This window comes from Limnobaculum parvum (assembly GCF_003096015.2).
In the GTDB taxonomy this organism is placed as follows: domain Bacteria; phylum Pseudomonadota; class Gammaproteobacteria; order Enterobacterales; family Enterobacteriaceae; genus Limnobaculum; species Limnobaculum parvum.
In genome coordinates, this window is record NZ_CP029185.2 from 115,062 (window position 1) to 138,370 (window position 23,309).

The 23,309-nt window shown below is 47.3% G+C and carries 10 protein-coding genes; 4 read left to right on the forward strand and 6 right to left on the reverse strand.

Annotated elements, in window-relative coordinates; translation table 11 throughout:
* The first annotated feature begins 440 nt into the window (after positions 1–440).
* Together HYN51_RS00140 and HYN51_RS00145 are read left to right on the forward strand one after the other, a co-directional pair.
* Positions 441–1,643, forward strand: coding sequence for an Ig-like domain-containing protein (locus HYN51_RS00140; protein ID WP_108900989.1), 1,203 nt, complete (start codon positions 441–443; stop codon positions 1,641–1,643).
* Between the two features lie 348 nt (positions 1,644–1,991).
* A complete protein-coding gene (locus HYN51_RS00145; protein WP_108900990.1) occupies positions 1,992–10,310 on the forward strand; it encodes an Ig-like domain-containing protein in 8,319 nt (2,772 codons plus the stop codon).
* Positions 10,311–10,576: 266 nt separating this feature from the next.
* Here HYN51_RS00145 and maeB read toward each other — a convergent pair whose 3' ends face one another.
* Entirely contained in the window at positions 10,577–12,856 is a 2,280-nt protein-coding gene (gene maeB, locus HYN51_RS00150) for an NADP-dependent oxaloacetate-decarboxylating malate dehydrogenase (RefSeq protein WP_108900991.1), read from the reverse strand.
* A gap of 521 nt (positions 12,857–13,377) precedes the next feature.
* Here maeB and HYN51_RS00155 point away from each other — a divergent pair.
* Positions 13,378–13,719, forward strand: coding sequence for a YegP family protein (locus tag HYN51_RS00155; RefSeq protein ID WP_108900992.1), 342 nt, complete (start codon positions 13,378–13,380; stop codon positions 13,717–13,719).
* A gap of 122 nt (positions 13,720–13,841) precedes the next feature.
* Here the strand turns inward: HYN51_RS00155 and HYN51_RS00160 are convergent, their stop codons facing one another.
* Positions 13,842–14,387, reverse strand: coding sequence for a GNAT family N-acetyltransferase (locus HYN51_RS00160; protein WP_108900993.1), 546 nt, complete (start codon positions 14,385–14,387; stop codon positions 13,842–13,844).
* A 27-nt stretch (positions 14,388–14,414) separates the two neighbouring features.
* Positions 14,415–15,857, reverse strand: a complete 1,443-nt coding sequence (locus HYN51_RS00165; protein ID WP_108902105.1) for an MFS transporter — start codon at positions 15,855–15,857, stop codon at positions 14,415–14,417.
* A 265-nt stretch (positions 15,858–16,122) separates the two neighbouring features.
* On the opposite strand from HYN51_RS00165, the gene HYN51_RS00170 reads away from it, so the two are divergent.
* Positions 16,123–17,808 (forward strand): molecular chaperone HscC, encoded by a 1,686-nt coding sequence (locus HYN51_RS00170; protein ID WP_108900994.1) that lies wholly within the window; start codon positions 16,123–16,125, stop codon positions 17,806–17,808.
* A 297-nt stretch (positions 17,809–18,105) separates the two neighbouring features.
* Here HYN51_RS00170 and HYN51_RS00175 read toward each other — a convergent pair whose 3' ends face one another.
* The 3 genes from HYN51_RS00175 to HYN51_RS00185 all read right to left on the reverse strand — a co-directional run bounded on the left by HYN51_RS00175 (position 18,106) and on the right by HYN51_RS00185 (position 23,145).
* Positions 18,106–19,557, reverse strand: coding sequence for an NAD-dependent succinate-semialdehyde dehydrogenase (locus HYN51_RS00175; RefSeq protein ID WP_108900995.1), 1,452 nt, complete (start codon positions 19,555–19,557; stop codon positions 18,106–18,108).
* A 178-nt stretch (positions 19,558–19,735) separates the two neighbouring features.
* Positions 19,736–22,435 carry a J domain-containing protein gene (locus HYN51_RS00180; protein WP_108900996.1) on the reverse strand — a complete coding sequence of 900 codons (2,700 nt, stop codon included), beginning with the start codon at positions 22,433–22,435 and terminating at the stop codon, positions 19,736–19,738.
* Complete coding sequence (locus tag HYN51_RS00185) at positions 22,432–23,145, reverse strand: DUF1266 domain-containing protein (RefSeq protein ID WP_108900997.1); 714 nt, start codon at positions 23,143–23,145, stop codon at positions 22,432–22,434. Before HYN51_RS00185 ends, HYN51_RS00180 begins: the two co-directional genes overlap by 4 nt.
* Positions 23,146–23,309: the final 164 nt, after the last annotated feature.

Below are 23,309 nucleotides of genomic sequence, written 5' to 3' on the forward strand. Positions count from 1 at the left end.
TTTATTCAGCGGCCATCCATTGAGTGATACCGCGCCTCATTAAGTGCTGTTGGTACAACGAGTACAGTAATGTATAGAAGAGCAGAGAGCTCAGGATGTCTCTGCTGAGTTACTGTTTCTCCATCGTTAGGATTGCAGTAACCACTAGTAGCGCCCGTGATTTAAAATAATAGGGTATCACTGGCGTAGCTATGAAAATCGTTGAGTAAGTGCGTTGACTTAGTTGATGTCAGTTAAGGGGAGGGAGAACTCCTTACTGGTTGTGAATCACGCAGGATTGGTAAAAGTTAGCCTGTTTTATTCAGGTTGTTTTTACTGTTTAGAGCGAGGAAATAGTGCTGGTAGGGCATTTGTTTGTCGCTATCAAAATGCTTAGTTAAGCATTACGTCTTTAGTGGAATGCCTATTTCCCCACATGGAATATAAGGAATTGTTTTAGAATGAATATTAATTTTATTGATAACAGCTATGATTCTACCCCTGCTTTTTCTGGTGAGGGTGTACCAGGCAGCATGATTACGCTATTTGATAATGGTAGAATGATCGGTGAAACTCTGGTGGGTGAAGATGGATTGTGGAACCTGTCTGCCAATGCTCTGCCAGAAGGTATACACAATCTTTCTATTCATGGAATGGATAGTTTTGGTAACAATAACTTTATGTTTGGATCAACAGTTATTGAAGTAGGCACAACTTCACAGCCTCAGCCTGAAGTACAGCCGCAACCGCAACCTCAACCGCACCCACAGCCACAACCGGAGCCAAGCCGCGCTTTGGTAACGCCAATCATTACTGGCGTGTATGACCATATGGGTGCTGATGTGGGTAACGTTGCCTCTGGCGCTAGTACTGATGATGCTCGCCCGGTTATTAGCGGTACAGGTACTGCGGGTGACGTGGTTATTGTGTACACCAACGATAGCAATGGTAAGCACGAAATTGGTCAGGCAGTCGTTGATGCCGAAGGTAACTGGAACGTGCGTCCTTATGGGTTTGCAGCGCTGGAAGTGGGTGAAAACCAACTGACTGTTGTCGCGGTAGATCCTGCCGTAGGCGTGCTGAGCGAAGCCAGTGCACCGTATACCTTGGTTCTTGAAGCGTTTAATCCAGCACCGGTACATGGTGAAGTGATGCAGGGTACTGCTGGTGATGACCTTTTTGCCCATGTGGGTGAAGGGGATCAGGTACTGGCTGGTGCGGGTAATGATGTGATCAATCTGCAGTCATTGGACTTTGCTCTGGTAGACGGTGGTGAAGGTACTGATACTGTGGCTCTGTCAACTCAGTATGCCAACTTATACCTGAGCGCAGTACAGGAAAAATTAACATCAGTAGAAATCTTCGATCTGGGTGCTGGTCATAACACCATTACCGTATCTATGCATGATGTTCTGCGTATGGGTTCTGAAGAGCTGTCAGTTCACGGTGATAAGAAGGCGCTGGTTATCAATGGCGAAGACGGTTCTACCGTAGCGATCGAAAATGTTCGCGAACAGTGGCAACAGTCCGGTGGTCAGGACAGTCAGTGGACAGTGTCACAACATGATTATCAGTATGCGGGTAATACCTATAACGTCTGGACTATTGGCAACTCAAGCGTTGAATTACTGGTCGAGAATACGGTTAACACCATCATTATGTAATTAAACAGAAAACAGCCACCGTTAGGTGGCTGTTTTTACATCTAAATTGTACTGCAATAAAAAATAAGGAGGAAAATACAGGTCATCTACTCAGGCATAAAGGAAGAGCAGCAGGATGATAAAGGGTGGCTTAACGGAAGAAAACCCACTTACGATCTTTGCGCTAATCTCTGAGCAGATGCATTAAGTTGAATAACGAATGGTAAGGATTACTTTGTTAGATATATCAGCTAATAACAATAAAAGGGAAGTCCAGTTTCAGAACATGAAATTGAGTAGCGTTCTGTTAAGAGCGAAGTTCTCAACTGGCGATAAAAAATGAGTAATGGATAAGGAGTCTATTCTCGTATGAGTAAAAATATTAGTTTACTGGTTAATTCTGGGGGTTCTAGCTCTCAGGTTATAACTCTTGATTCAAACAACCCCGCTAAGATTAAAATCCAAGATGGGCACAAGTACATCTTAAAAAATCAAGATAACAACCATTCCCCTGAGCATGTGACGTTAAAACGACATGGTAACGATTTGCACGTTATTTTAGAAGACGATACAAATCCTGCCATTGTTATTGATGATTACTATGTTTCGGGTAATCAGCAACCATTACTGGGCATCGCTGAAGATGGGCAGCTATATTCTTACATTACTACTGATGCCTTGAGTGACGGTTATGCATTGGCTAACGAAGGCTCTACTTCGGCAGCGTTGGGTGGCTCTTCACTGGGTGATAGTAGCTACTTGTTTGATAGCGTCGAATATAGCGATGGCCTAATGTCGTCATGGCCATGGTTTTTAGGTGCGGCGGTGATTGGTGGAATGGGCTATGCCATTTACGATAATAATGAAGATAATGAGGATGATGATAGTTCCTTTTCTTCATCACCATTGCAGCTAGCCATTCAGCCTGAATCTCAACCGGTTCCGCAATCAGAACAGGTCTCTCAAACAGGATCTGAACCAGTCTCTCAATCAGAACCTGAGCCGGTACCTTTGCCGACCCCAACAGAAGTTACCGATGCTGCTAATGACACTACTGCTCCAGCTCAGCCAGTAGCCAGTAGTCTTGTGGTTGATAGCCAGTCAGGTTCTATTCTGACAGGAACAAAGCTTGCCAGTAGTTTGCCGACGTTCTCTGGAGAAGGTGAGCCGGGTAGTGTTATTACCTTTATGGATGACACTACGGTAAGTCAACAAATCGTTATGAGTAAAAGCGGCAAGCATTTACTTATGGCCGATAATGCTACAGCGATGTCCGACGGTAGTCATGTCATTGGACAAGTCGTGGTCGGAGCAGACGGTAAGTGGAGTTTCACGCCGGATCAACCTTTAGCCGAAGGCCAGCATCATATCACTATGGTTGCTGTTGATAAGCTTGGTAATCAAAGTGCTGTAGCAGAGTTGATGGTGTTTGAAGTGGATATCACAGCACCAGAAACGCCAATAATTAATGCCGTACTGGGTTCTGTTAGCGACTTGAACAGTGAGATCTTGCTGGGCGGTAATACTAATGATGCCAAACCGACACTCAACGGTCAGAGTGAGCCAGGAAGCACCGTTACTATCACCGATCATGGTGAAGTTATAGGTCGCGTGATTGCGGATCAATCCGGTCACTGGACATTTACACCTGAAGTGGCATTGAGCGAAGGCGAGCATAGTATTTGCGTTGCCGCAGTAGATGAGGCCGGTAACGGCAGTCAACTGTCTAATATTTTTGTGTTTAAGGTAGATACCATCGCACCTGAACAGCCGACTATTAGCGGTATCACTGACAGTCAAAATCCATCTTTTCTGGGTGAAGGTGAACCGAATAGCACGGTAACTATTTTTGATAATGGTGTGCTGATTGGTCAGGTACCTGTTAGTGATGAAGGTCATTGGGTATTCACACCGAGTGAATCTTTGGGTAACGGTGCTCATAGTATTACGGTGAGTGTAACTGACTTTGCTGGTAATGTGAGTGAGTTGTCAAATTCATTTATGTTCACTATTGATATAGCTGGTGAGCCAGTAACACCAGACGAGCCGATTTTACTTGTACCCGCTATTGAATCCGTTGTTGCGGACTTCCGTGGCGAACTGAATAACGGTACGGCGGTTAATAACCCTACACCAACGCTGAAAGGCGCGGCAGAGCAGGGCAGTGTGGTGACCATTTTCGATAATGGCATCCTGTTAGGCTCAACGGTAGCGGACAGCGACGGTAAGTGGAGCTTTACCCCGGCAGCAGAGTTGCCAGCCGGTGAGCACGTCTTTACGGCGGCAGGCAATGCTGGCATTCCGTCAACCGCGTTTACGGTTATCGTGGATCCTGAGCTGCATATCCATCCACCAATGCCGGAAGAGCCGGTTGTACCCGCTATTGAATCCGTTGTTGCGGACTTCCGTGGCGAGCTGAATAACGGTACGGCGGTTAATAACCCTACACCAACGCTGAAGGGCGCGGCAGAGCAGGGCAGTGTGGTGACCATTTTCGATAATGGCATCCTGTTGGGTTCAACGGTAGCGGACAGCGACGGTAAGTGGAGCTTTACCCCGGCAGCAGAGTTGCCAGCCGGTGAACACGTCTTTACGGCGGCAGGCAATGTTGGCATTCCATCAACCGCGTTTACGGTTATCGTGGATCCTGAGCTGCATATCCATCCACCAATGCCGGAAGAGCCGGTTGTACCAACCATTGAATCCGTATCAGATGATGTGGGTTCAGTGCAGGGTATCCTGAGCAATGGCAGCCTCACTGATGACTCCACTCCAACGCTGACCGGTAAATCCGATTCAGGCAGTGTGGTGAGAGTGTATGGAAATGACGTATTACTGGGTTCAGTAGTCACTGACAGTAGTGGTCATTGGAGCTTTACGCCAACGTCAGCGCTGCAAGATGGTCAATATGCATTCACCATTAAGGCAACGGATATTGCTGGTAACGTCAATGAGTCACTAGAAGCATTCAATATCACTATTGATACTATGCCTATTATCTTAGTATCGATTAATCAACTGATTGATAACGTTGGCTATATCATGGGTGCCATCGTGCCATACGGTGTAACGGATGATGCTCGTCCGGAAATCGTTGGTACGGCTAAAGCCGGTAGTACGGTTAAGGTTTACGATGGTGCTGTATTGCTGGGTTCAACCATCGCGGGTTCTGATGGTCAGTGGGATTTCAGACCGGTCATGGAGTTAGCCGATGGTACGCACCGCATTACTGCAATAGCGACCGATTCAAACGGCAATATCAGTCAACCAACCTCAGAGTATGAGTTTACTGTTGATACTGTTCCTCCATCTGCACCAACCATTGAATCCGTACTGGATGATGTGGGTTCAGTGCAGGGTATCCTGAGCAGCGGTGACTTCACTGATGATTCCACTCCGACTCTGACCGGTAAATCCGATTCAGGCAGTGTGGTGGAAGTGTATGGAAATGGCGTATTACTGGGTTCAGTAGTCACTGACAGTAGTGGTCAGTGGAACTTTACGCCAACTGCACCACTAACCGATGGCGAGCATCAGTTCCATGTTGTGTCAATCGATGCTGCCGGTAACTTAAGTGTGCCGTCGGGTGATTTTGTATTGACAGTGGATACGATTGCGCCGGAAAAACCTCTGCTTAGTATTAATGTTCGCGTTTATGTAGATGGATTCAATGTAGAAGATGGGCCGCGTAGTCTGGATGATGAGGACTATAATCCGTGGTTCTTCGGTACAGGCGAGTCAGGAAGTACCATTACCATTATTGATAACGGTAAGGTAATCGGTCAGACGGTTGCTGATGCGTCAGGAAAGTGGGAATTTATTCCACAACCAGTATTGAGTAATGGTGACCATGATGTTTATGCCACTTCGATGGACAAAGCGGGTAATATCAGCCAACCATCCGAGATTGTAACATTCCAACTGATGCTCAATGGCTCTGATCCTGTTGTACCCGCTATTGAATCCGTTGTTGCGGACTTCCGTGGTGAACTGAATAACGGTACGGCGGTTAATAACCCTACACCAACGCTGAAAGGTGCGGCAGAGCATGGCAGTGTGGTGACCATTTTCGATAATGGCATCCTGTTGGGCTCAACGGTAGCGGACAGCGACGGTAAGTGGAGCTTTACCCCGGCAGCAGAGTTGCCAACTGGTGAGCACGTCTTTACGGCGGCAGGCAATGCTGGCATTCCATCAACCGCGTTTACGGTTATCGTGGATCCTGAGCTGCATATCCATCCACCAATGCCGGAAGAGCCGGTTGTACCCGCTATTGAATCCGTTGTTGCGGACTTCCGTGGTGAACTGAATAACGGTACGGCGGTTAATAACCCTACACCAACGCTGAAAGGCGCGGCAGAGCATGGCAGTGTGGTGACCATTTTCGATAATGGCATCCTGTTAGGCTCAACGGTAGCGGACAGCGACGGTAAGTGGAGCTTTACCCCGGCAGCAGAGTTGCCAGCTGGTGAGCACGTCTTTACGGCGGCAGGCAATGTTGGCATTCCATCAACCGCGTTTACGGTTATCGTGGATCCTGAGCTGCATATCCATCCACCAATGCCGGAAGAGCCGGTTGTACCAACCATCGAATCCGTATTGGATGATGTGGGTTCAGTGCCGCGTATTCTGGGCAACGGTAGCATTACCCTTGACGCTACACCAACCCTGACAGGCAAAGCCGAAAAAGCCAGCATAGTAAAAATCTATGCCGAAGCTAATCTCTATGGCTCAGTCGTTGCTGACGCTGAAACGGGCGAATGGAGCTTTACTTTCGATTATTCGTTACCTGATGGAGTGTATCATTTTACAGTTACTTCAACCGATGCGGCCGGTAATGTTAGCCTGCCATCAACAGCGTTTGATTTGATTGTAGATATTCCTGCTCCTGGCCCTGGAGTTATAACGATTCTTGGCGTAGAAGATCAGGTAGGAGCCGTTACTGGTAATGTAAAATCAGGTGATAACTCTGATGATTCTCGTCCAATTATTAGTGGTATTGCAGGTTCAGCGGGTAGCATCATTGTTCTTTACACCAAAGACCATTCTGGTAACTATGAGATTGGCAGTACAACCGTGAATACCGATGGTACATGGAGCCTACAGCCAGCGACACCGCTACTGCCTGGTAGTAATGAACTGACGATAGTAGCAGTTGATGCAGGTGGTAATTCTTCAATTCCAAGCGCTGCGTACCTAATTTATATTGTAGGTGGCGGAATAAGGCCACCAGTAATTGACATGGTGCTGGACGATGTTGGGATGATCACCGGATCTTTATCTAAAGGTGATGTAATTGATGATAATTTACCAACCATCACTGGTTCAGCATTTGTTGATGGTGTGGTTACTATCTACGACCATGATGTGGTAATCGGTTCTGCTATTATTGGTGTTGATGGTAAGTGGTCATTCACTCCGACTACGGCATTGGCTGACGGAGAGCATAATATCTCGGTAACGGTTACCAGCACCATTGGTCAGATCACCTCGAGTAGCAATAGCTTCAACTTCGTGATAGATACTACCGCACCTGTATTAGTTAATCTGGTGATTACCGATCATACAGGCGCAGTGACCGGTCCGTTGACAAATGGTGATACTACTGATGATAACAAGCCAATCTTTAGCGGTAAGGCGGAAGCCAGCAGTATAGTGACGATCTACAACGGTATTGAGATTATTGGTAGCACAACGGTGGATAGCGATGGTAACTGGATATTTATTCCGGCCACAGGTCTGCCTGAAGGTGAATATCAGTTCAATGTTACTGCTACTGATAAGGCTGGGAATATCTCAGGGGCCAGCGAAACGGTTAATCTGGATATTGGCGGCTGCTGTACTGGGATGGTCAGTATTACCCGCTTAATTGATAATGCCGGAGAGTTTACTGGTAACATCGTACCTAATGGTGTCACTGATGAGACCCGTCCGGAAATGATGGGTTTTGCTAGACCGGCTGCTCTTGTTAAAGTTTATGACTATGGCTACCTGTTAGGCTCAACACAGGCGGACTCTAATGGTAATTGGAGCTTTACGCCAGCTAGAGGTATGACTCAGGGCGAACACAACATCACTGCAGTGTCGATCGATTTGAGCGGTAATGTCAGCGCGCCTACCTCAGTATATGCTTTTGTTATTGATACTACCCCACCAGTCGCACCAACCATCGAATCAGTCTCTGCAGATTTCCGCAGCGATCTGAGTAGCGGCACTGCTACTAATGACGTTACACCAACGCTAAATGGTGTAGCCGAGAAGGGCAGTACCGTGGCTATTTTCGATCGTGACGTCATCTTGGGTTCTGCTGTGGCAGATAGCACCACGGGCAAATGGAGTTTCACACCATCATTTGAACTGGGTTTTGGCGATCATGCTTTTACCGCGGTATCTAATGATAAAGCAGGTAACGAAAGTAGCCCATCATCTGAGTTTGTTGTGATAATTGATGCTGATATTTGCATTATGCCACCGCCAGTGGAGCCACCAGTTCTGCCAACTATCGAATTCGCCCGGAATAGTACGGGAGTGAATATAGGGTCGGTGGATAATGGTGGTGCACTTGATAACAACACTCCACCAACCTTGATGGGTAAAGCTGCTCAAGGCAGTGTTGTGGCTATCTATGATGGTGGCATTTTGTTAGGTTCAACCCTGACAGACAGTAGCGGCGAGTGGAGCTTTACGCCATCAGCGTCATTACCTGACGGTCAGCATACCTTTACAATAACTGCTACCGATGTGAGTGGATATGTCAGAGAGTCGTCAAACGATTTTGTTCTGAATCTGCTATTTGTCTGTATTATGCCACCGCCTCCGGAACTGCCGGAAGAAACAGATATTGTAGGCTCTACGATACCAAATTCTGTCGTTGATATGACTATCACGGCTAAATATGGTGATTACGGGGATCTCCGTGAGTATTCAGACAAACCTATTTTTATGGATGAATACAATTCATTGGTGTTTAAGGGTAAAGCTGAAGCTGGCAGTATCGTCACCGTGTATGATGGTGCAACGAAGCTGGGTGATACTAAAGTCGGTGTTGATGGAAGCTGGATATTTGTTCCATCAGAAGCGCCAACGGCGGGCTCTCATCAGTTCACCACGACGGTAACGGATAGCGCAGGTAATACTAGCGTAACGAGTGATGCGGCGGTTCTGGATCTGAGTGTTATTAACTATATTGAGCCGGACCTTGTTGGTTGGAAGTTCAATATTGTTGCTGTCAACGATATCAATAGCGAGCTTCTGTCATCTGATTATTTAGTGAATGATGCGCGTCCGACATTCTTTGGTATTACGTCTTTCTCTAGCAATGTTATTACTATTTATGATGGTGAAACGTTGTTGGGTGAGGCCTATGTACAATCTAGTGGTAAATGGAACTTCACGCCAGATTTTGATCTTGGCGAGGGTGTTCATAGCATAGTGGCTTACCTAAAAGACCCTGTGCATAATGTAGAGATAAAGAGTTCGGTATTTGAGTTCGTAGTGGATACCGTTACGCCTGTTACTCCAACTATTGAGTTTGCACTGGATGATGTTGGCTTAGTTCAAAATGCACTAACCAGCGGTAGCTCTACTGATGATTCAACGCCAACCCTAACCGGTAAGGCTGAGAAAAGCAGTACGGTTAAAGTTTACGATGGCGGTGAATTACTGGGTCTTGCTACTGCTGATGCAGAAACCGGCCAATGGAGCTTTACACCACGTCTGCATAATGAGAGCCATCAGTTTACTGTGGTTTCAGTCGATAAAGCAGGCAATATCAGTGCCCCATCAGAGGCTTTTGTCCTGATGACTGATTTCCCTTCTTCTTACGTCAATAATTTGGTCATCACTAGTGTGGATGACCAGAAAGGTGACGTTACTGGCCGTGTTATTAATGGTGATACTTCTGACGACAGTCGCCCAATGATTAGCGGTACGGGGACGGCGGGAGATAATGTCATTGTCTACTCTAATGACGGAACGGGTAATCATGAGATTGGTCGTACGGCAGTAGAAGCAGATGGTACATGGAGCCTGCAATCTGCACAGTTGATGGATGGTAAAAATCAGCTTACGGCTGTTGCGGTTGATTCTACAGGTTATGTCTCAGCACCAAGCGCACCATACACTATCGTGTTGGATACTGACTTTGATTACACATACAGAGTGGGTAGTCCGAGTGACGATGTTTTCCTCTATGTTGGCCCAGGCGATCAAGTTATTGCTGGTGCAGGTAACGATGTTATTAACCTGCTGTCAGCGAAATTTGGCTATATTTCTGGTGGCGAGGGGATTGATACGTTAGTTGTAGGTGGCCATAACAATCTGTTGGATTTGGGAGCGTTAGATACGAAACTGAGTTCAGTAGAGATCTTCGATCTGAGGGATGGCGGTCATAACACCATGGTCGTTCATTGGGAAGATGTCTTACGTCTGGGGTCTGAAGAGTTATCAATCACTGGTGGAAACAAGGCGATTGTTGTTAACGGCGATGATAGTAGTACGTTGGATCTTGGTGTAAGAGGTCAGTGGACTGCTTATGACGATGCGGGAGATTCGATAGAAAAATCAGACGAACCTTGGGTTATGTCACAAAGCGAACATCAGTACGCTGGCAATACCTATAACGTCTGGACTAACTCTGCTTCAAACGTTGAAATCTTGGTAGAAAACACCGTGCATGTCATGATGTAATGCACTAACCAAACAGAACGATTGCTATTTAGGGTCGTTCTAATAATCAAACCGGTCTGTTGTTTAGACCGGTTTTTTTATGGATTACCCTTAACCATCCGCTCATCTCACCTTGGTAGAAATAAGACAACGGTAAAAGAAGTGATAAGTGTAGTAATGGTCGATAAGGTCAAGTGATGAGACGAATCAGTAACAGTCCGAAAATAAGACTATTTTCGGACTTTCAGTTTAAGGTAAATGCAGTCAGAACAACCACATTATATTGGCTACAGTAGCTGAGTCTGTGCCTCAGCCGCCGCCAGCGCCACCATATTTACGATACGTCTGACGGAGGCGATCGGCGTCAGAATATGTACCGGCTTGGAAATCCCCATCAGCACCGGACCCACGGTCACCCCTTCCGAAGAGGAAACCCGCAGCAGGTTATAGCTGATACGAGCCGATTCCATATTGGGCATAATCAGAATATTTGCTGCACCTTTCAATGGGCTGTCGGGCATCACGTCGTTGCGGATGCTTTCTACCAGAGCAGCATCACCGTGCATTTCACCATCAATTTCCAGCTCCGGCGCGGCCAGTTTCACCAGCTCCAGTACCCGGCGCATTTTACGGGCACTTGGGCTGTCAGAGGTGCCAAAACTGGAGTGCGACAGTAGTGCGACTTTAGGCTCGATACCAAAGCGGCGCACGGTTTCCGCAGCCATTAGCGTGATTTCTGCCAACTGCTCCGGCGTTGGGTCATCGTTAACATAGGTATCGGCAATAAAGGTATTTCCGCTTGGCAGAATAATGGCGTTCATAGCACAAGCGGTATTCACCCCATCACGATAGCCAAACACCCCTTTAAGCACCTCATAATGTTCATGATAGCTGCCGATGGTGCCGCAAATGAGCCCATCAGCCTCACCGCGTTGGACCATAATGGTGCCAATCAGGGTTGGATTGCCAATAACCGTGCGCTGAGCCTGTTCGCGAGAAACGCCTTTGCGCTTCATCAACTGATAGTACTCATTCCAGTACTCATTGAAGCGCGGGTCGGATTCATTGTTCACAATCTCAAAATCTTTACCCGCAACGATTTGCAGACCCAATTTTTTGACGCGCATTTCAATCACGCTTGGGCGACCAATTAGAATTGGGTATGCGAGCCCCTGAGAAACAATGTCCTGCGTGGCATGCAGTACGCGCTCCTCTTCTCCTTCAGCCATCACAATCCGCTTCAGTGTTTTCTTTGCCTGAGAGAAGATTGGCTTCATAAATAGATTGGTTTTATAAATAAACTGAGTCAGATGTTCAACATAGGCATCCATATCGGCAATTGGACGCTCAGCCACCCCAGAATCCATCGCCGCTTGCGCCACCGCGGGCGCAATTTTTACAATCAGACGCGGGTCGAAGGGCTTTGGTATCAGGTATTCCGGCCCAAAAGAGAGTTCCTGATCGCCATAGGCAGAAGAAACCACATCGCTCTGTTCTGCCAGTGCCAGATCGGCAATAGCCCGTACCGCAGCCAGCTTCATCTCTTCATTGATTACGGTAGCCCCCACATCCAGCGCACCCCGGAACAGGAATGGGAAACACAGAACGTTGTTTACCTGATTCGGATAATCCGAACGACCAGTACAGACGATAGCATCAGGACGTACTGCTTTAGCCAACGGCGGCAGAATTTCTGGTTCCGGGTTAGCTAGGGCCAGAATCAATGGATTCTTCGCCATGCCTTTCACCATGTCTTGCGTTAACACGCCAGGACCTGAACAGCCAAGGAAGATATCCGCACCGTCAATCACGTCAGCCAAACTGCGTTTACCGCTATCGACCACTGCGTAAAGCGCTTTATTTTCTTCCATATTCTCATCGCGGCCTTGATAGATAACACCGCGTGAGTCACAAACCGTGATGTTCTCTTTGGTCATGCCCAATGCAACCAGCAGGTTCAAACAGGCGATAGCCGCCGCTCCGGCACCGGACACTACCAGCGTGACATCGCTGATTTTTTTTTCTACCACCCGCAGACCGTTTAAGACCGCCGAGGCACAGATAATGGCCGTGCCGTGCTGGTCGTCATGAAACACCGGAATTTTCATGCGCTTGCGCAGTTCTTTTTCGATATGGAAACACTCCGGTGCCTTAATATCTTCCAGATTGATACCGCCAAAGGTTGGCTCCAGAGACGCGATAATATCAATCAGCTTATCCGGATCAGATTCATCAACTTCGATATCGAATACGTCGATACCGGCGAACTTTTTGAACAGTACGCCTTTGCCTTCCATGACGGGTTTTCCAGCCAGAGCCCCAATATTACCCAAGCCCAGTACGGCGGTGCCGTTAGAAATTACCGCGACTAAATTGCCGCGGGCAGTATATTTGTAAGATGCCTGAGGGTCGGCGGCAATTTCTAAGCATGGTGCAGCAACGCCTGGGGAATAGGCCAGCGCTAAATCACGCTGGGTAGCGAGTGGTTTGGTTGGCGTTATTTTAATTTTTCCTGGTACAGGAAACTGATGAAAATCAAGAGCGCTTTGTTTGAATTGTTCGTCCATTATCGTGTCCTTTTCTGGGGGTACAGGGTGAGGCCGTGATACCCCGGAATAGATAGAGGGTAATTATTAAAGACTGATGAGATGCAGCATCGTTATGATTTGTCTTTTACTATAACTGTTTCTTTACCTATTTATTCATTATAAAGCACAGTTAGACACCAATCTTAACATTAATTTAATAATTGACCATGCAAACATCCGTGGTGTTGCTGCGTATTGTGACGAGGAATAGTGATTGAGCTTTACACCCACACGTTAGCGTTATTTATTCTGTCCTAATCGGCGAAATTGTCATCATCGATTTATAATTTTATATAAATATTAATTAGTTAAAAAAATTAATTATTTTTCTTTTCGTATTGCCCACCAGAGCTAATACCATCAACTATGCTTACTGTGTATCGGTTAGAAAAAGCGTTTTTTCAGTTTGTGTTTGCTCTTTCTAAGGAACTTATCCGATCGCAGCATGAGGGTATGTAGTCGCTATCAATAAGATGGATTAATTAAAAGGTGAGTCGACAATGAGTGCAAAATTTGAAATTTTTCTGAGTAAGAACAACGAATTCTATTTCCGCTTAAAAGCAGGTAATGGACAGATCATTCTGGGTAGTGAAGGCTATACCGCCAAAGCTAACTGCCAGAATGGTATCAAGTCGGTGAAAACCCACTCTCAGGACAGTAAATACTTTGAGAAGAAAGTGACGTCTAATGACAAGTTCTCTTTCAATTTAAAAGCCTCTAATGGTCAGGTGATCGGTACCAGTCAGACTTATACGTCTGAACAGTCACGGGATGCTGGCATTGTTTCTGTCGTTAATAATGCACCAGATGCAACCGTAGTTGATTTAACTGTAGAAGCATAATTGCATGTACCCGCAGGATTTTTACACCCTGTAGCGCTTCGTCCGTTAGTGCCTGACATGGCTAACGGATTTTTTTCTTTATTGCGCTGGCCTCAACGATCCGTTGATCGCCAGCGTCATGTTTATGGTTTTGATGCTATCCGATACAGGCAGTGTTTCCGTAGCGGGTGGCCTTCAGCGAGTGCCGGGTGTTCGAAATCGTCGGGTGTTCGTGTCATTCCCAGCTTTTCCATCACCGCTCTGGAACGCTGATTGGCTATGGTCGTGAAAGCGACAATCTCTGGTAGTTCAAGTTGTTCAAAACCGACTTGTAGTACGTGTTTTGCCGCTTCCGTGGCGTATCCTTGTCCCCAAAAAGCGTTTGCCAGCCGCCAGCTAATTTCCACACAGGGAGAAAAGGGAAGCTCATTCGTTGGAATGTTTAGCCCGACAAAGCCAATAAATTGCCCGTCAGATTTCAGCTCAACGGCCCATAGCCCCCACCCTCGCTCAGCAATTAACGACTGACAGCGATCGGCCATCGCATCGCTGGTGGCCCGGTCTAAAGTAGTGGGAAAATATTTCATCACTTCTGGATCGGCGTTCAGTTCGGCAAAAGGGGCGCGATCCTTAGGCTGCCATTGACGCAGCCGCAGGCGTTGAGTGTCGAGTTCGATCGGTTTGGGCATGGTGTTTCTCATTTATCAGTCAATTAGTTATACCCGCGAGTAGGCTTTTTCCAGCCCATCAGCGTTGTCGCCCTGATTTTGCTTATCTTCCTGTTCATGATGCTCGCGAATGATAGTCACAGGAGGGTCGACATTCTTATCAATAACAGAGACGCTCTTTGTTGACTCGCCGTCAGAACCGTCAGCCTCTTGCAGGCTAATAATTTCCGGTGCTGGCATGCTGTCCTGAATCATCTGTTCATCAAAACTGGGGTTCAGGGCGGGTGACAACGGAGAACTCATCAGACTGTCCGGCATGGCAATATGGGGTAATGGGGCATCTTCCACATAGTGCACTTCCTGTTTTTTTGCCGTACGGCTAAGCAACACCAACACTAAACTACAGAGTGCAAAGAAAGCATACAGAATATTACCCCCTAGCGGTTGCATCAAGGCGCCGACAATGAGAGGGCCGATACTGGCACCTACACCAAATGACATCAGTAAACAGGCCGCCAGCGAGACCCGGCGTTCTGACTCAATCAGGTCATTCGCCAGCGCCACCACCAGAGGATAGAGCGTAAATTGTAGCGTACCTACTACAAATCCAATCCCCAGTAGAAGCGCAAAAGAGATATGGGGCAATATGGCTAATGGTAATGCGGCTAATGCTAGCAACAGGGCAATAATCCGTAATAAGACTAGCCGGTTATAACGATCGGAAAGCCAGCTAAAAGGCAGTTGGGCAATCAGACCGGCACAAATAGAGACCGACATAAACATCCCTGTCTGTTCAGTAGAAAGGGATTGCTGGCTGGTGTAAACCGGTGCCAAGCCATAAAAGGAACCCACCACCATGCCGATCACCACAATAGAGGCCAGCACCTTGGGAATCGAGCCAATAAAATAACGCAGCTCCATGGGGGCCGGTGAAATCTGCTGTACGTGGCTGCGGGTGGTCAGGGCAATAGGAACCAGACAAAGTGAGAAACACAGGGCGATAATCAGCAGGGTTTGAATGCCTAAGTCTGGTTGCAGGATTAAAACAATCTGCCCCAGTGCCGTTCCTAAATAAGAGGCTGCCATATAAAATCCAAATACGACCCCCCGTTGATTAGGTTCCGCCTGATCGTTAAACCAGCTTTCCAACACCATATACTGACACATCAGGCACAGGCCAATAATCAGCCGCAGAACCGCCCATGTCATCAGAATTTCGGTGATACCGTACATTAACACCGCGGCTGTAACTATACCGGCACAGGAAACGTAGGTACGGATATGCCCTACTCGGATAATCAATGAATAGCCGATCTTCCCCCCAATCACCAGACCAATATAGTTGGCGGCAATAATGGCGCCAATAAAGGCACCGCTGACGCTGGTTGATGCGAGCCGTAGAGAGATATAGGTCGTCAGCAGTCCGGAGCCTAGTAGCATGATCATGGTCGTGGTATACAGGGGGAAAAAGACGCTAAGGGCTTTTCGCACGGATCCTCCGGTGGAGTTTTTTAACCAACGTTCAGATGGTAACAACATCTATCCAGAAGAAATAGTGACGGACGGTTTTAGTGTTACCCGAATCATACAAACATTACAAACATTACAAACATTACAAACATTACAAACATTACAAACATTACAAATAACAAAAATAACATAAACAACACAAAGCCTTATCTACATTATTTGAATTTGATTGATCGCTTGTCCCCCGATATGATGCTGTACTAAGAAATTAAACAAGGTGAGAGTCATGAACGGAGAGCAGGCATTAATACCGGCAATCGGTATTGATTTAGGGACAACCAATAGTCTTATTAGCGTTTGGCAAGATGGCAAAGCCCATCTGATCCCTAACGCGCTGGGGGAATACCTAACCCCTTCCGCCGTCAGTGTTGATGAGGATGACTCTATCCTGATTGGCCGGGCGGCATTGTCTCGTCTGACAACTCACCCGACTAAAACAGCATCGTTGTTTAAACGCTATATGGGAAGCAATCGCCAGTACAAACTAGGGGATAAGACTTTCACTGCACCTGAACTTTCAGCGCTAGTACTAAAATCGCTTAAAGCTGATGCCGAGGCTTGGTTAGGTCAACTGATTACCGATGTCGTGATTTCGGTTCCTGCCTATTTTAGCGATGAACAGCGCAAACAAACGCGGTTTGCTGCTGAACTGGCTGGGCTAAATGCGGTTCGTCTAATCAACGAGCCGACCGCTGCCGCAATGGCCTATGGCCTACACACCCAAGAGTTTGGGCGCACGCTGGTGTTTGATCTGGGTGGTGGAACTTTTGATGTTACCGTACTGGAATACGCACTGCCTCTGATTGAAGTCCATTCTTCTGCCGGTGATAACTACCTAGGCGGGGAGGATTTTACTCACGCGCTGGTAAAAGCCTGCCTGAAAGAGTGGAAGCTGGATGAAAGCACCATTACACCGGAAGCGATGGCTCGCCTGAATGACAGTGCCGAAGCGCTCAAATGCGGCCTGAATAATCAGGAAAGCGTACTGAGCTGGCACTGGCAGGATAAGGAATGGAACTATAGCTTTGACGATCAACAGGCTGAAAAACTGTGGTTACCGCTGCTGAATCGCCTCCGAGCCCCCATTGAACAAGCCTTGAATGATGCTCGCCTACAGCCGAGCCAATTGGATAATCTGGTGCTGGTCGGTGGCGCTTCTCGCCTGAACCTCGTCCAGCGCATGGTGGTGCGTTTATTTGGCAAAATGCCCCATCAGCATCTGGATGCCAGTACCATTGTTGCGTTAGGGGCAGCAGTACAAGCCGCCAGCCGCCTACGTAATGAAGATATTGACGAAGTTATTCTGACGGATGTCTGTCCTTATTCGCTGGGTATTGCAACCAGTAACGATAAAACCTCGGGTATCTTCTCACCGATTATTGAACGTAATACCGTGGTACCCACCTCCCGGGTGGAAACCTTTTATACCAACCACCCTGAACAACAATTCATTCGCGTGGCGGTTTATCAGGGAGAAAGCCCTCGGGTAGATAACAATATTCTGGTGGAATCGTTTGAAGTTCCGGTAGAACCCAATGGTCGTATTCAATCATTGGATATCCGCTTTAGCTACGATATCAACGGACTGCTGGAGGTGGATGTCAACATGCTGGAAACCGGCAGCAGCTACTCTAAAGTCATCGACCACAGCCCGATAGGTTTAAGCGACAGCCAAAAGCAGGCCAGTCATGACCGACTCAAAGCGCTGAAAATTCACCAACGAGAAGCCATCCCAAACCGTGTGCTACTGGCCCGCCTAGAGCGCGCTTGGTCTCAGTCACTCGGCGAACAGCGTATTCAAATTGGCATCTGGCTACAAGAATTCGACCAAACTCTGGTCGAACACAAAGAAGAACAGATCACCCAAGTACGAGACAGACTCATCGGCTACCTGAACTCGATGAAGTTGTAATATATATTTAGTTTTATTCGTTAAAGATATATTGAGTTGATGACTTTGTTCTCGTTAACAAAGCCAATCTTCGCGAGGGGCGGGCGTGGGGGCGGCTTGGCGCAAGCGCTGGCCCGAAGGATGAAGACACCTTAAGGTGTTTCATCACTGCCCGTCGCCCGGCTAGGCGCAATGCACTCCAGACTCAAGTACAGATGGTCTCCCGGCCGAGCACAATATAAATATAAGCACCTTATAATTACAGCCGACATTACAGCCGGAGTTACCTCAAATTCCAATTTAAAAATCTCAACAGAGCTATAATCCCCCTTGGCACATATACTTCAACTCCAAATAATCATCAATCCCATACTCGGAGCCTTCGCGGCCCAAGCCCGATTGTTTTACACCGCCAAACGGTGCCACTTCGTTAGACAGCAAACCGGTATTAATGCCGACCATACCGTATTCCAGAGCTTCGCTAACGCGCCAGATACGGGCAGCGTCTTTACTGTAGAAGTAGGCTGCCAGCCCATAAATAGTGTTATTAGCCAAATGAATCACTTGTTTTTCATCATCAAAAATCACCAACGGGGCAACTGGACCAAAGATCTCTTCATCCAATAGCTTTGCCCCCTCAGGAACATTACCCAATACCATCGGATTAACGAAGTTGCCGCCTAGTGGATGGGCCTTATCACCGGTTAACATTTTGGCCCCGTGGGAAAGCGCGTCATCCACCAATGATTGTACTTTTTCCACCGCTTTCTGATTAATCATCGGGCCGATATTCACCCCTTCATCCAGCCCGTTTCCCACTTTCAGCGCACTCACCCGACGAGTGAACTGTTCAGCAAAGGGAGAATAGACATCACGGTGGATATAGAAGCGGTTAGCACAAACGCAAGTTTGCCCGGCATTACGGTATTTGGCTGCAATCGCCCCCTCAACGGCGGCGGGAATATCCGCATCATCAAACACGATAAAAGGCGCATTGCCGCCCAATTCCAGTGATACTTTCTTAATGGTCTCGGCACTCTGCCGCATCAACAGACGACCCACTTCGGTCGAACCGGTGAAGGTGAGTTTGCGGACGTCAGGATGGGCGGTGAGTACGCCACCAATCGGGCCGGAGCGCCCTGTTATTACATTAAATACGCCGGGAGGAATACCCGCCCGTTGGGCTAATTCTGCCATAGCGAAAGCGGAATAAGGTGTTTCACTGGCGGGTCTTAATACCATAGTGCAGCCCGCAGCCAGTGCTGGCGCTGCTTTACGCGCGATCATTGCGGCCGGAAAATTCCACGGCGTAATCGCAGCGCAAACGCCGATGGGTTGTTTTATCACCATCAGGCGTTTGTCCGCTGTAGGTGATGGGATCACGTCACCATTGGTCCGTTTACACTGCTCGGCAAACCATTCGATAAAGGAAGCGGCGTAACGAATTTCACCTTCGGCTTCTGCCAGCGGTTTGCCCTGTTCGCGGGTCATGATCATCGCTAAGTCTTTGCGGTTCTCAATCATTAAATCGAACCATTTACGCAGCAGTATTGAACGTTGCTGTGCAGGTAACGCTTTCCAGCCGCTCAGTGCTAAACGAGCGGACTCCACGGCAACCAGCGTATCGTTTTCATTCATATCGGGCACCAAGCCCAAGCGTTCACCGGTGGCGGGGTCGAACACCTCAAGGTGGTTTTTACTGCTGGCATCCAGCCAGATACCGTTGATAAATGCCTGCTGTTTAAACAACGTTGGATCGTTAAGTTTCATCAGATTGACCTCCAGAAATAAGTTTCAGGGTAGCTGATTAAGAATAGATCATCGAATGTGGACAATGAGTGGCGGGCTATCGGCATCCGGTTAAGGAAAGATGCCGATAAAATATAACTATCAGATTTAATTAAAGTAATTTAGAGTTCACTTTATTGCTGCCGAAGGACAACCGTGATCATAGGTTAAACCACTTTGTTGATGGTGGGCCGTTTTCAGTTGTTTTCGGTGTACTCTGAGTGACAAGTAAAATAATGAGTACTACAGGAATAAATGAAATCAAAGCGACGCCTATAGTGGAAAATAAATTGAGTCCCAGATCGTTTCCTCGTCGCATTGAAGCACTGAATAGGTTGAGGCCAAGTAGTGCAATGAAGAATAGATTGTCAGTGGCGACAATAAATGTGTGGGAGGTTACGTCAAAAAGCCTAAACGCCATTATAGTGCCAAATAGCAACTGCGCTATATATCCAGAGGCATTAAGACGCGTGTTGAGACGCCAGAATTGCCAAAATTTACTGGGATTTTTTGCATATTTGCCCAGGTTTTTGGCGCGATAGCGAGATTCCTGCTGCAATAATTTAGCCGCCAAACGCAGCGTCATATCTTCATTGGTGTTTTGCTGGCAGTCCAGTAACATTTTTTGATTGTTTTCAGAGAGCGAGTGGTTAGGATTACGGCGCATATTCAGCATTTCGCTAATCAGCGCTTTCAGTCGCAGGTTACTTATTTCATTGATTTTATTATAAGGCTTTGCGTTGAGCAATGCGCTTTGTAATGCCTGTTCTGCCTCATTGCTGAGTTGCATTTCCTCAATCAGCGTGATGAAACGTTTTTCCCGACTATTGATACCGAACCAGCCACAGGTGGCATAGAATACCATTTGATTGATATTTGAGGATGTCTCAATAAGCTTTCGCCATTCTGGGTTGCTGATATAAAAATGGTCGATAGAGTAGGTTCGAGTGGTCTGCGGATTTTCCAGATAATTTTCTGGTGTAATTGGCAGTCGGGTCCATGAGTGATGTTGGAGAATATGGCTCAACGTCAGCTTATCCCGATATTGATCGACGATATCATCCTGCTGTGGATCGAGGTCGTTAATTAACTGACAGAATTCATAAAGCGGATGTCGCTCCTCTGGTGCTATATTTTTTGCCTGTATCAGCATAGGTAGTGATTCTGCCGGTTTTTCCAATAGCAGAACCAGCGCATAGCACTCACGACACCATTGCCAGTAATCCTGATTATTGTCAGGCTCCGGCAGTGATGCGCTGTTATTCAGGGCAATAAAGCTAATCCAGTCAGTGATGGTTTCTAGGTTGTTGCCAAAAGTTTCACTGTTGGTCAAACGTTCTAACTGTTCATTGGGCATCCATCGCCGTTGCAACAACCAATGCAGACACTGTAAATGAGCCTCGGAATCGCGCTGTGCCAGTTCTGCCGGTAGCGCCTCTGGCTGAGGGGCATATAGCCAATGCGTGAATGCCTGAATGACCGTGGATGTTTTCAACCAGGCTAAACGTTGCTGGGCTTGGTGCTTGAATCGGCTCAGAATCAGGTCATCTAACAAATCGCCACTTTCCGGTTCATCGATGATTTGCTGTAACAGGGTTTCATTGCCTAACCTGAGCATGCTGGCATGGCGATAGAGATGTACCACCGGATCGCTGCCATCATCCAGAATCAGATGGCGAATCATGGTGATTGACGTCTCTTTATGTAGCCGCCAGTTAGTGTAATCCAGGGCTATCTGCGGCATAGGGCTTTGTAACACGTCTCCCCAGCGCAGCAAGGTTTTAGTGGTTTGGGTCGGGGTGATATAACGCTGTTCCGGTGCGTCAATGGCGACACCATCGGCTGGGAGATATTGGGCATTGTCCAGCGCCTGAATCAGTAGCGGGGTACGCTCAGGTGCATGATTAACGCACCAGGTTAATATCCAGGCCTCGGCTGTGGCATGGCGTTCGGCGTTATACAAGCGGATCCAAAACGGCAGCGCTATATCATCATGGCCGGACAGGGAACATTGGGAAGCATACAAATAAAGCCAGTCACTATTATCCGGATCTTTGGTCAACTGTTGCAGGCAATAGTCGCTGAGCTGCTCAGAACCTATACTGGCAACGGTGTACCAACGGCAACGTAGCTCCATGACCTCCGGGGAATCAGGCCAGTAGATGACCATCGGTTGCAGCAGGTAGTCTCGCAACATCCAGGCTGGCCTTTCCCAAAACAGGAAATTAATCGAGTTGATATATTCTACGCTGGCATTTTGTACCGCTAGCGGCAAATCAGAAAGCAGCGTCATATCAAAGATATCGCCTTTGGCAATATAGTCGAGATAATCGTCCAGATGTTCGGTGTTTTCGCCTCTTAGCTCCGTAATCCGCTGTTTCCAGCGCATACGTTCCGCCAGAATTTGAACGCAGTCTCTGGAGACATAGCTGGTGTTGTACAACATCATCAGCAATTGCCAGCGTAGCTGATTAGCCACCTCGATAGAGTGGCTATCAATTTTCTGAATGTATTGATGCCATGCATCCGATTGATAGCGCTGATTAGGATCGTTTAGTAGCGCTTCGAGATCCGTAATCAGTCGATTAATGGCCTGCTGCTCAGGGTGTGGTTCCGGTGTTTCTCGTTCTTGCGCCGTCTCAGCCATTGGCTGGGTTGGGGTATCATTCAGGGCCGAGATAGGAATGAAGTCTGACAGAGTCCCTTTTTTGGCCTGTTCATAAGCCTGACGCAGGTTTTGGAAACCCTGAGGATCGCTCTCCGGATGATATTCAGGTAATTTTTTACGGTAAGCGTTACGGATGATTTCCTGATCGTCCGTGGGCTCTATGCCTAATATATCCCAACAGCTTTGATTCATGACCAGTCAACCTTCTGTAGCGACTGAGGCTTTTCCATTTCCAACTCTGCAGGATCCATGTCCCATATGAGATGCTGATAGGGGCTATTTGGCTCAGTAAACAGATATCGTACCATAGTCATATTTGAGTCCAGCGCACCTTTACTGTGCAGAGCGTAATGTTGGAGTTCTGGCTGCTCTTCACTGATGGATAGCCAGAAAGTTCTGCCAATCAAAAAACCAGAAGCATACTCTTGCCAATTGGCGTAATAGTGGCGAGCACGCTGGGCGATACGGCAGTGAAACCACAGGCTCTCTTGTTCGGTTATCCACTGATTTAACACACCAATACGGCACAGAAAGCTCATTCGGCACAGATCCCAAGCTCGGATCCCGCCTGAGCTGCACATTAGCGCGGTATCGGCTACAAACATCAATAATACCTGACGTGACGCTTCCTGTTGGGATGCATATTCCCGCCAACGATTTGGTGTTAGCTGGTGCCATAAATAGTAAGGATAGGACAGTTCTTCAGCATGACCGTGGTCGATCATGTGGGTAATGGTATCGAATAATGTTTCTCTGGAATCGATACCCCAGCTTTCTTTTAAATCCAGAGAAGAATCGTTTGGATAGAAGTTTGGCGCAATGTAAGACGCCCCGTGCTCAATGTTGAGTGCGACCATCGGGGCCGACAGGGCGAATAACCAGTGTTGATATTGTTGGTCCATCAATAAGCTCAACGGAAATAAAAACAGTTGCGAAGGATACTACTACAGAACGAAATTACCTTCAAAGATGGAAAATGGGTGGTTAGATAGCTCAGATGTTGTCATCACTTTTTTTATTTCTAGAAAACTGTAACGGCACAATGTGATATACCAAAAGGGATATC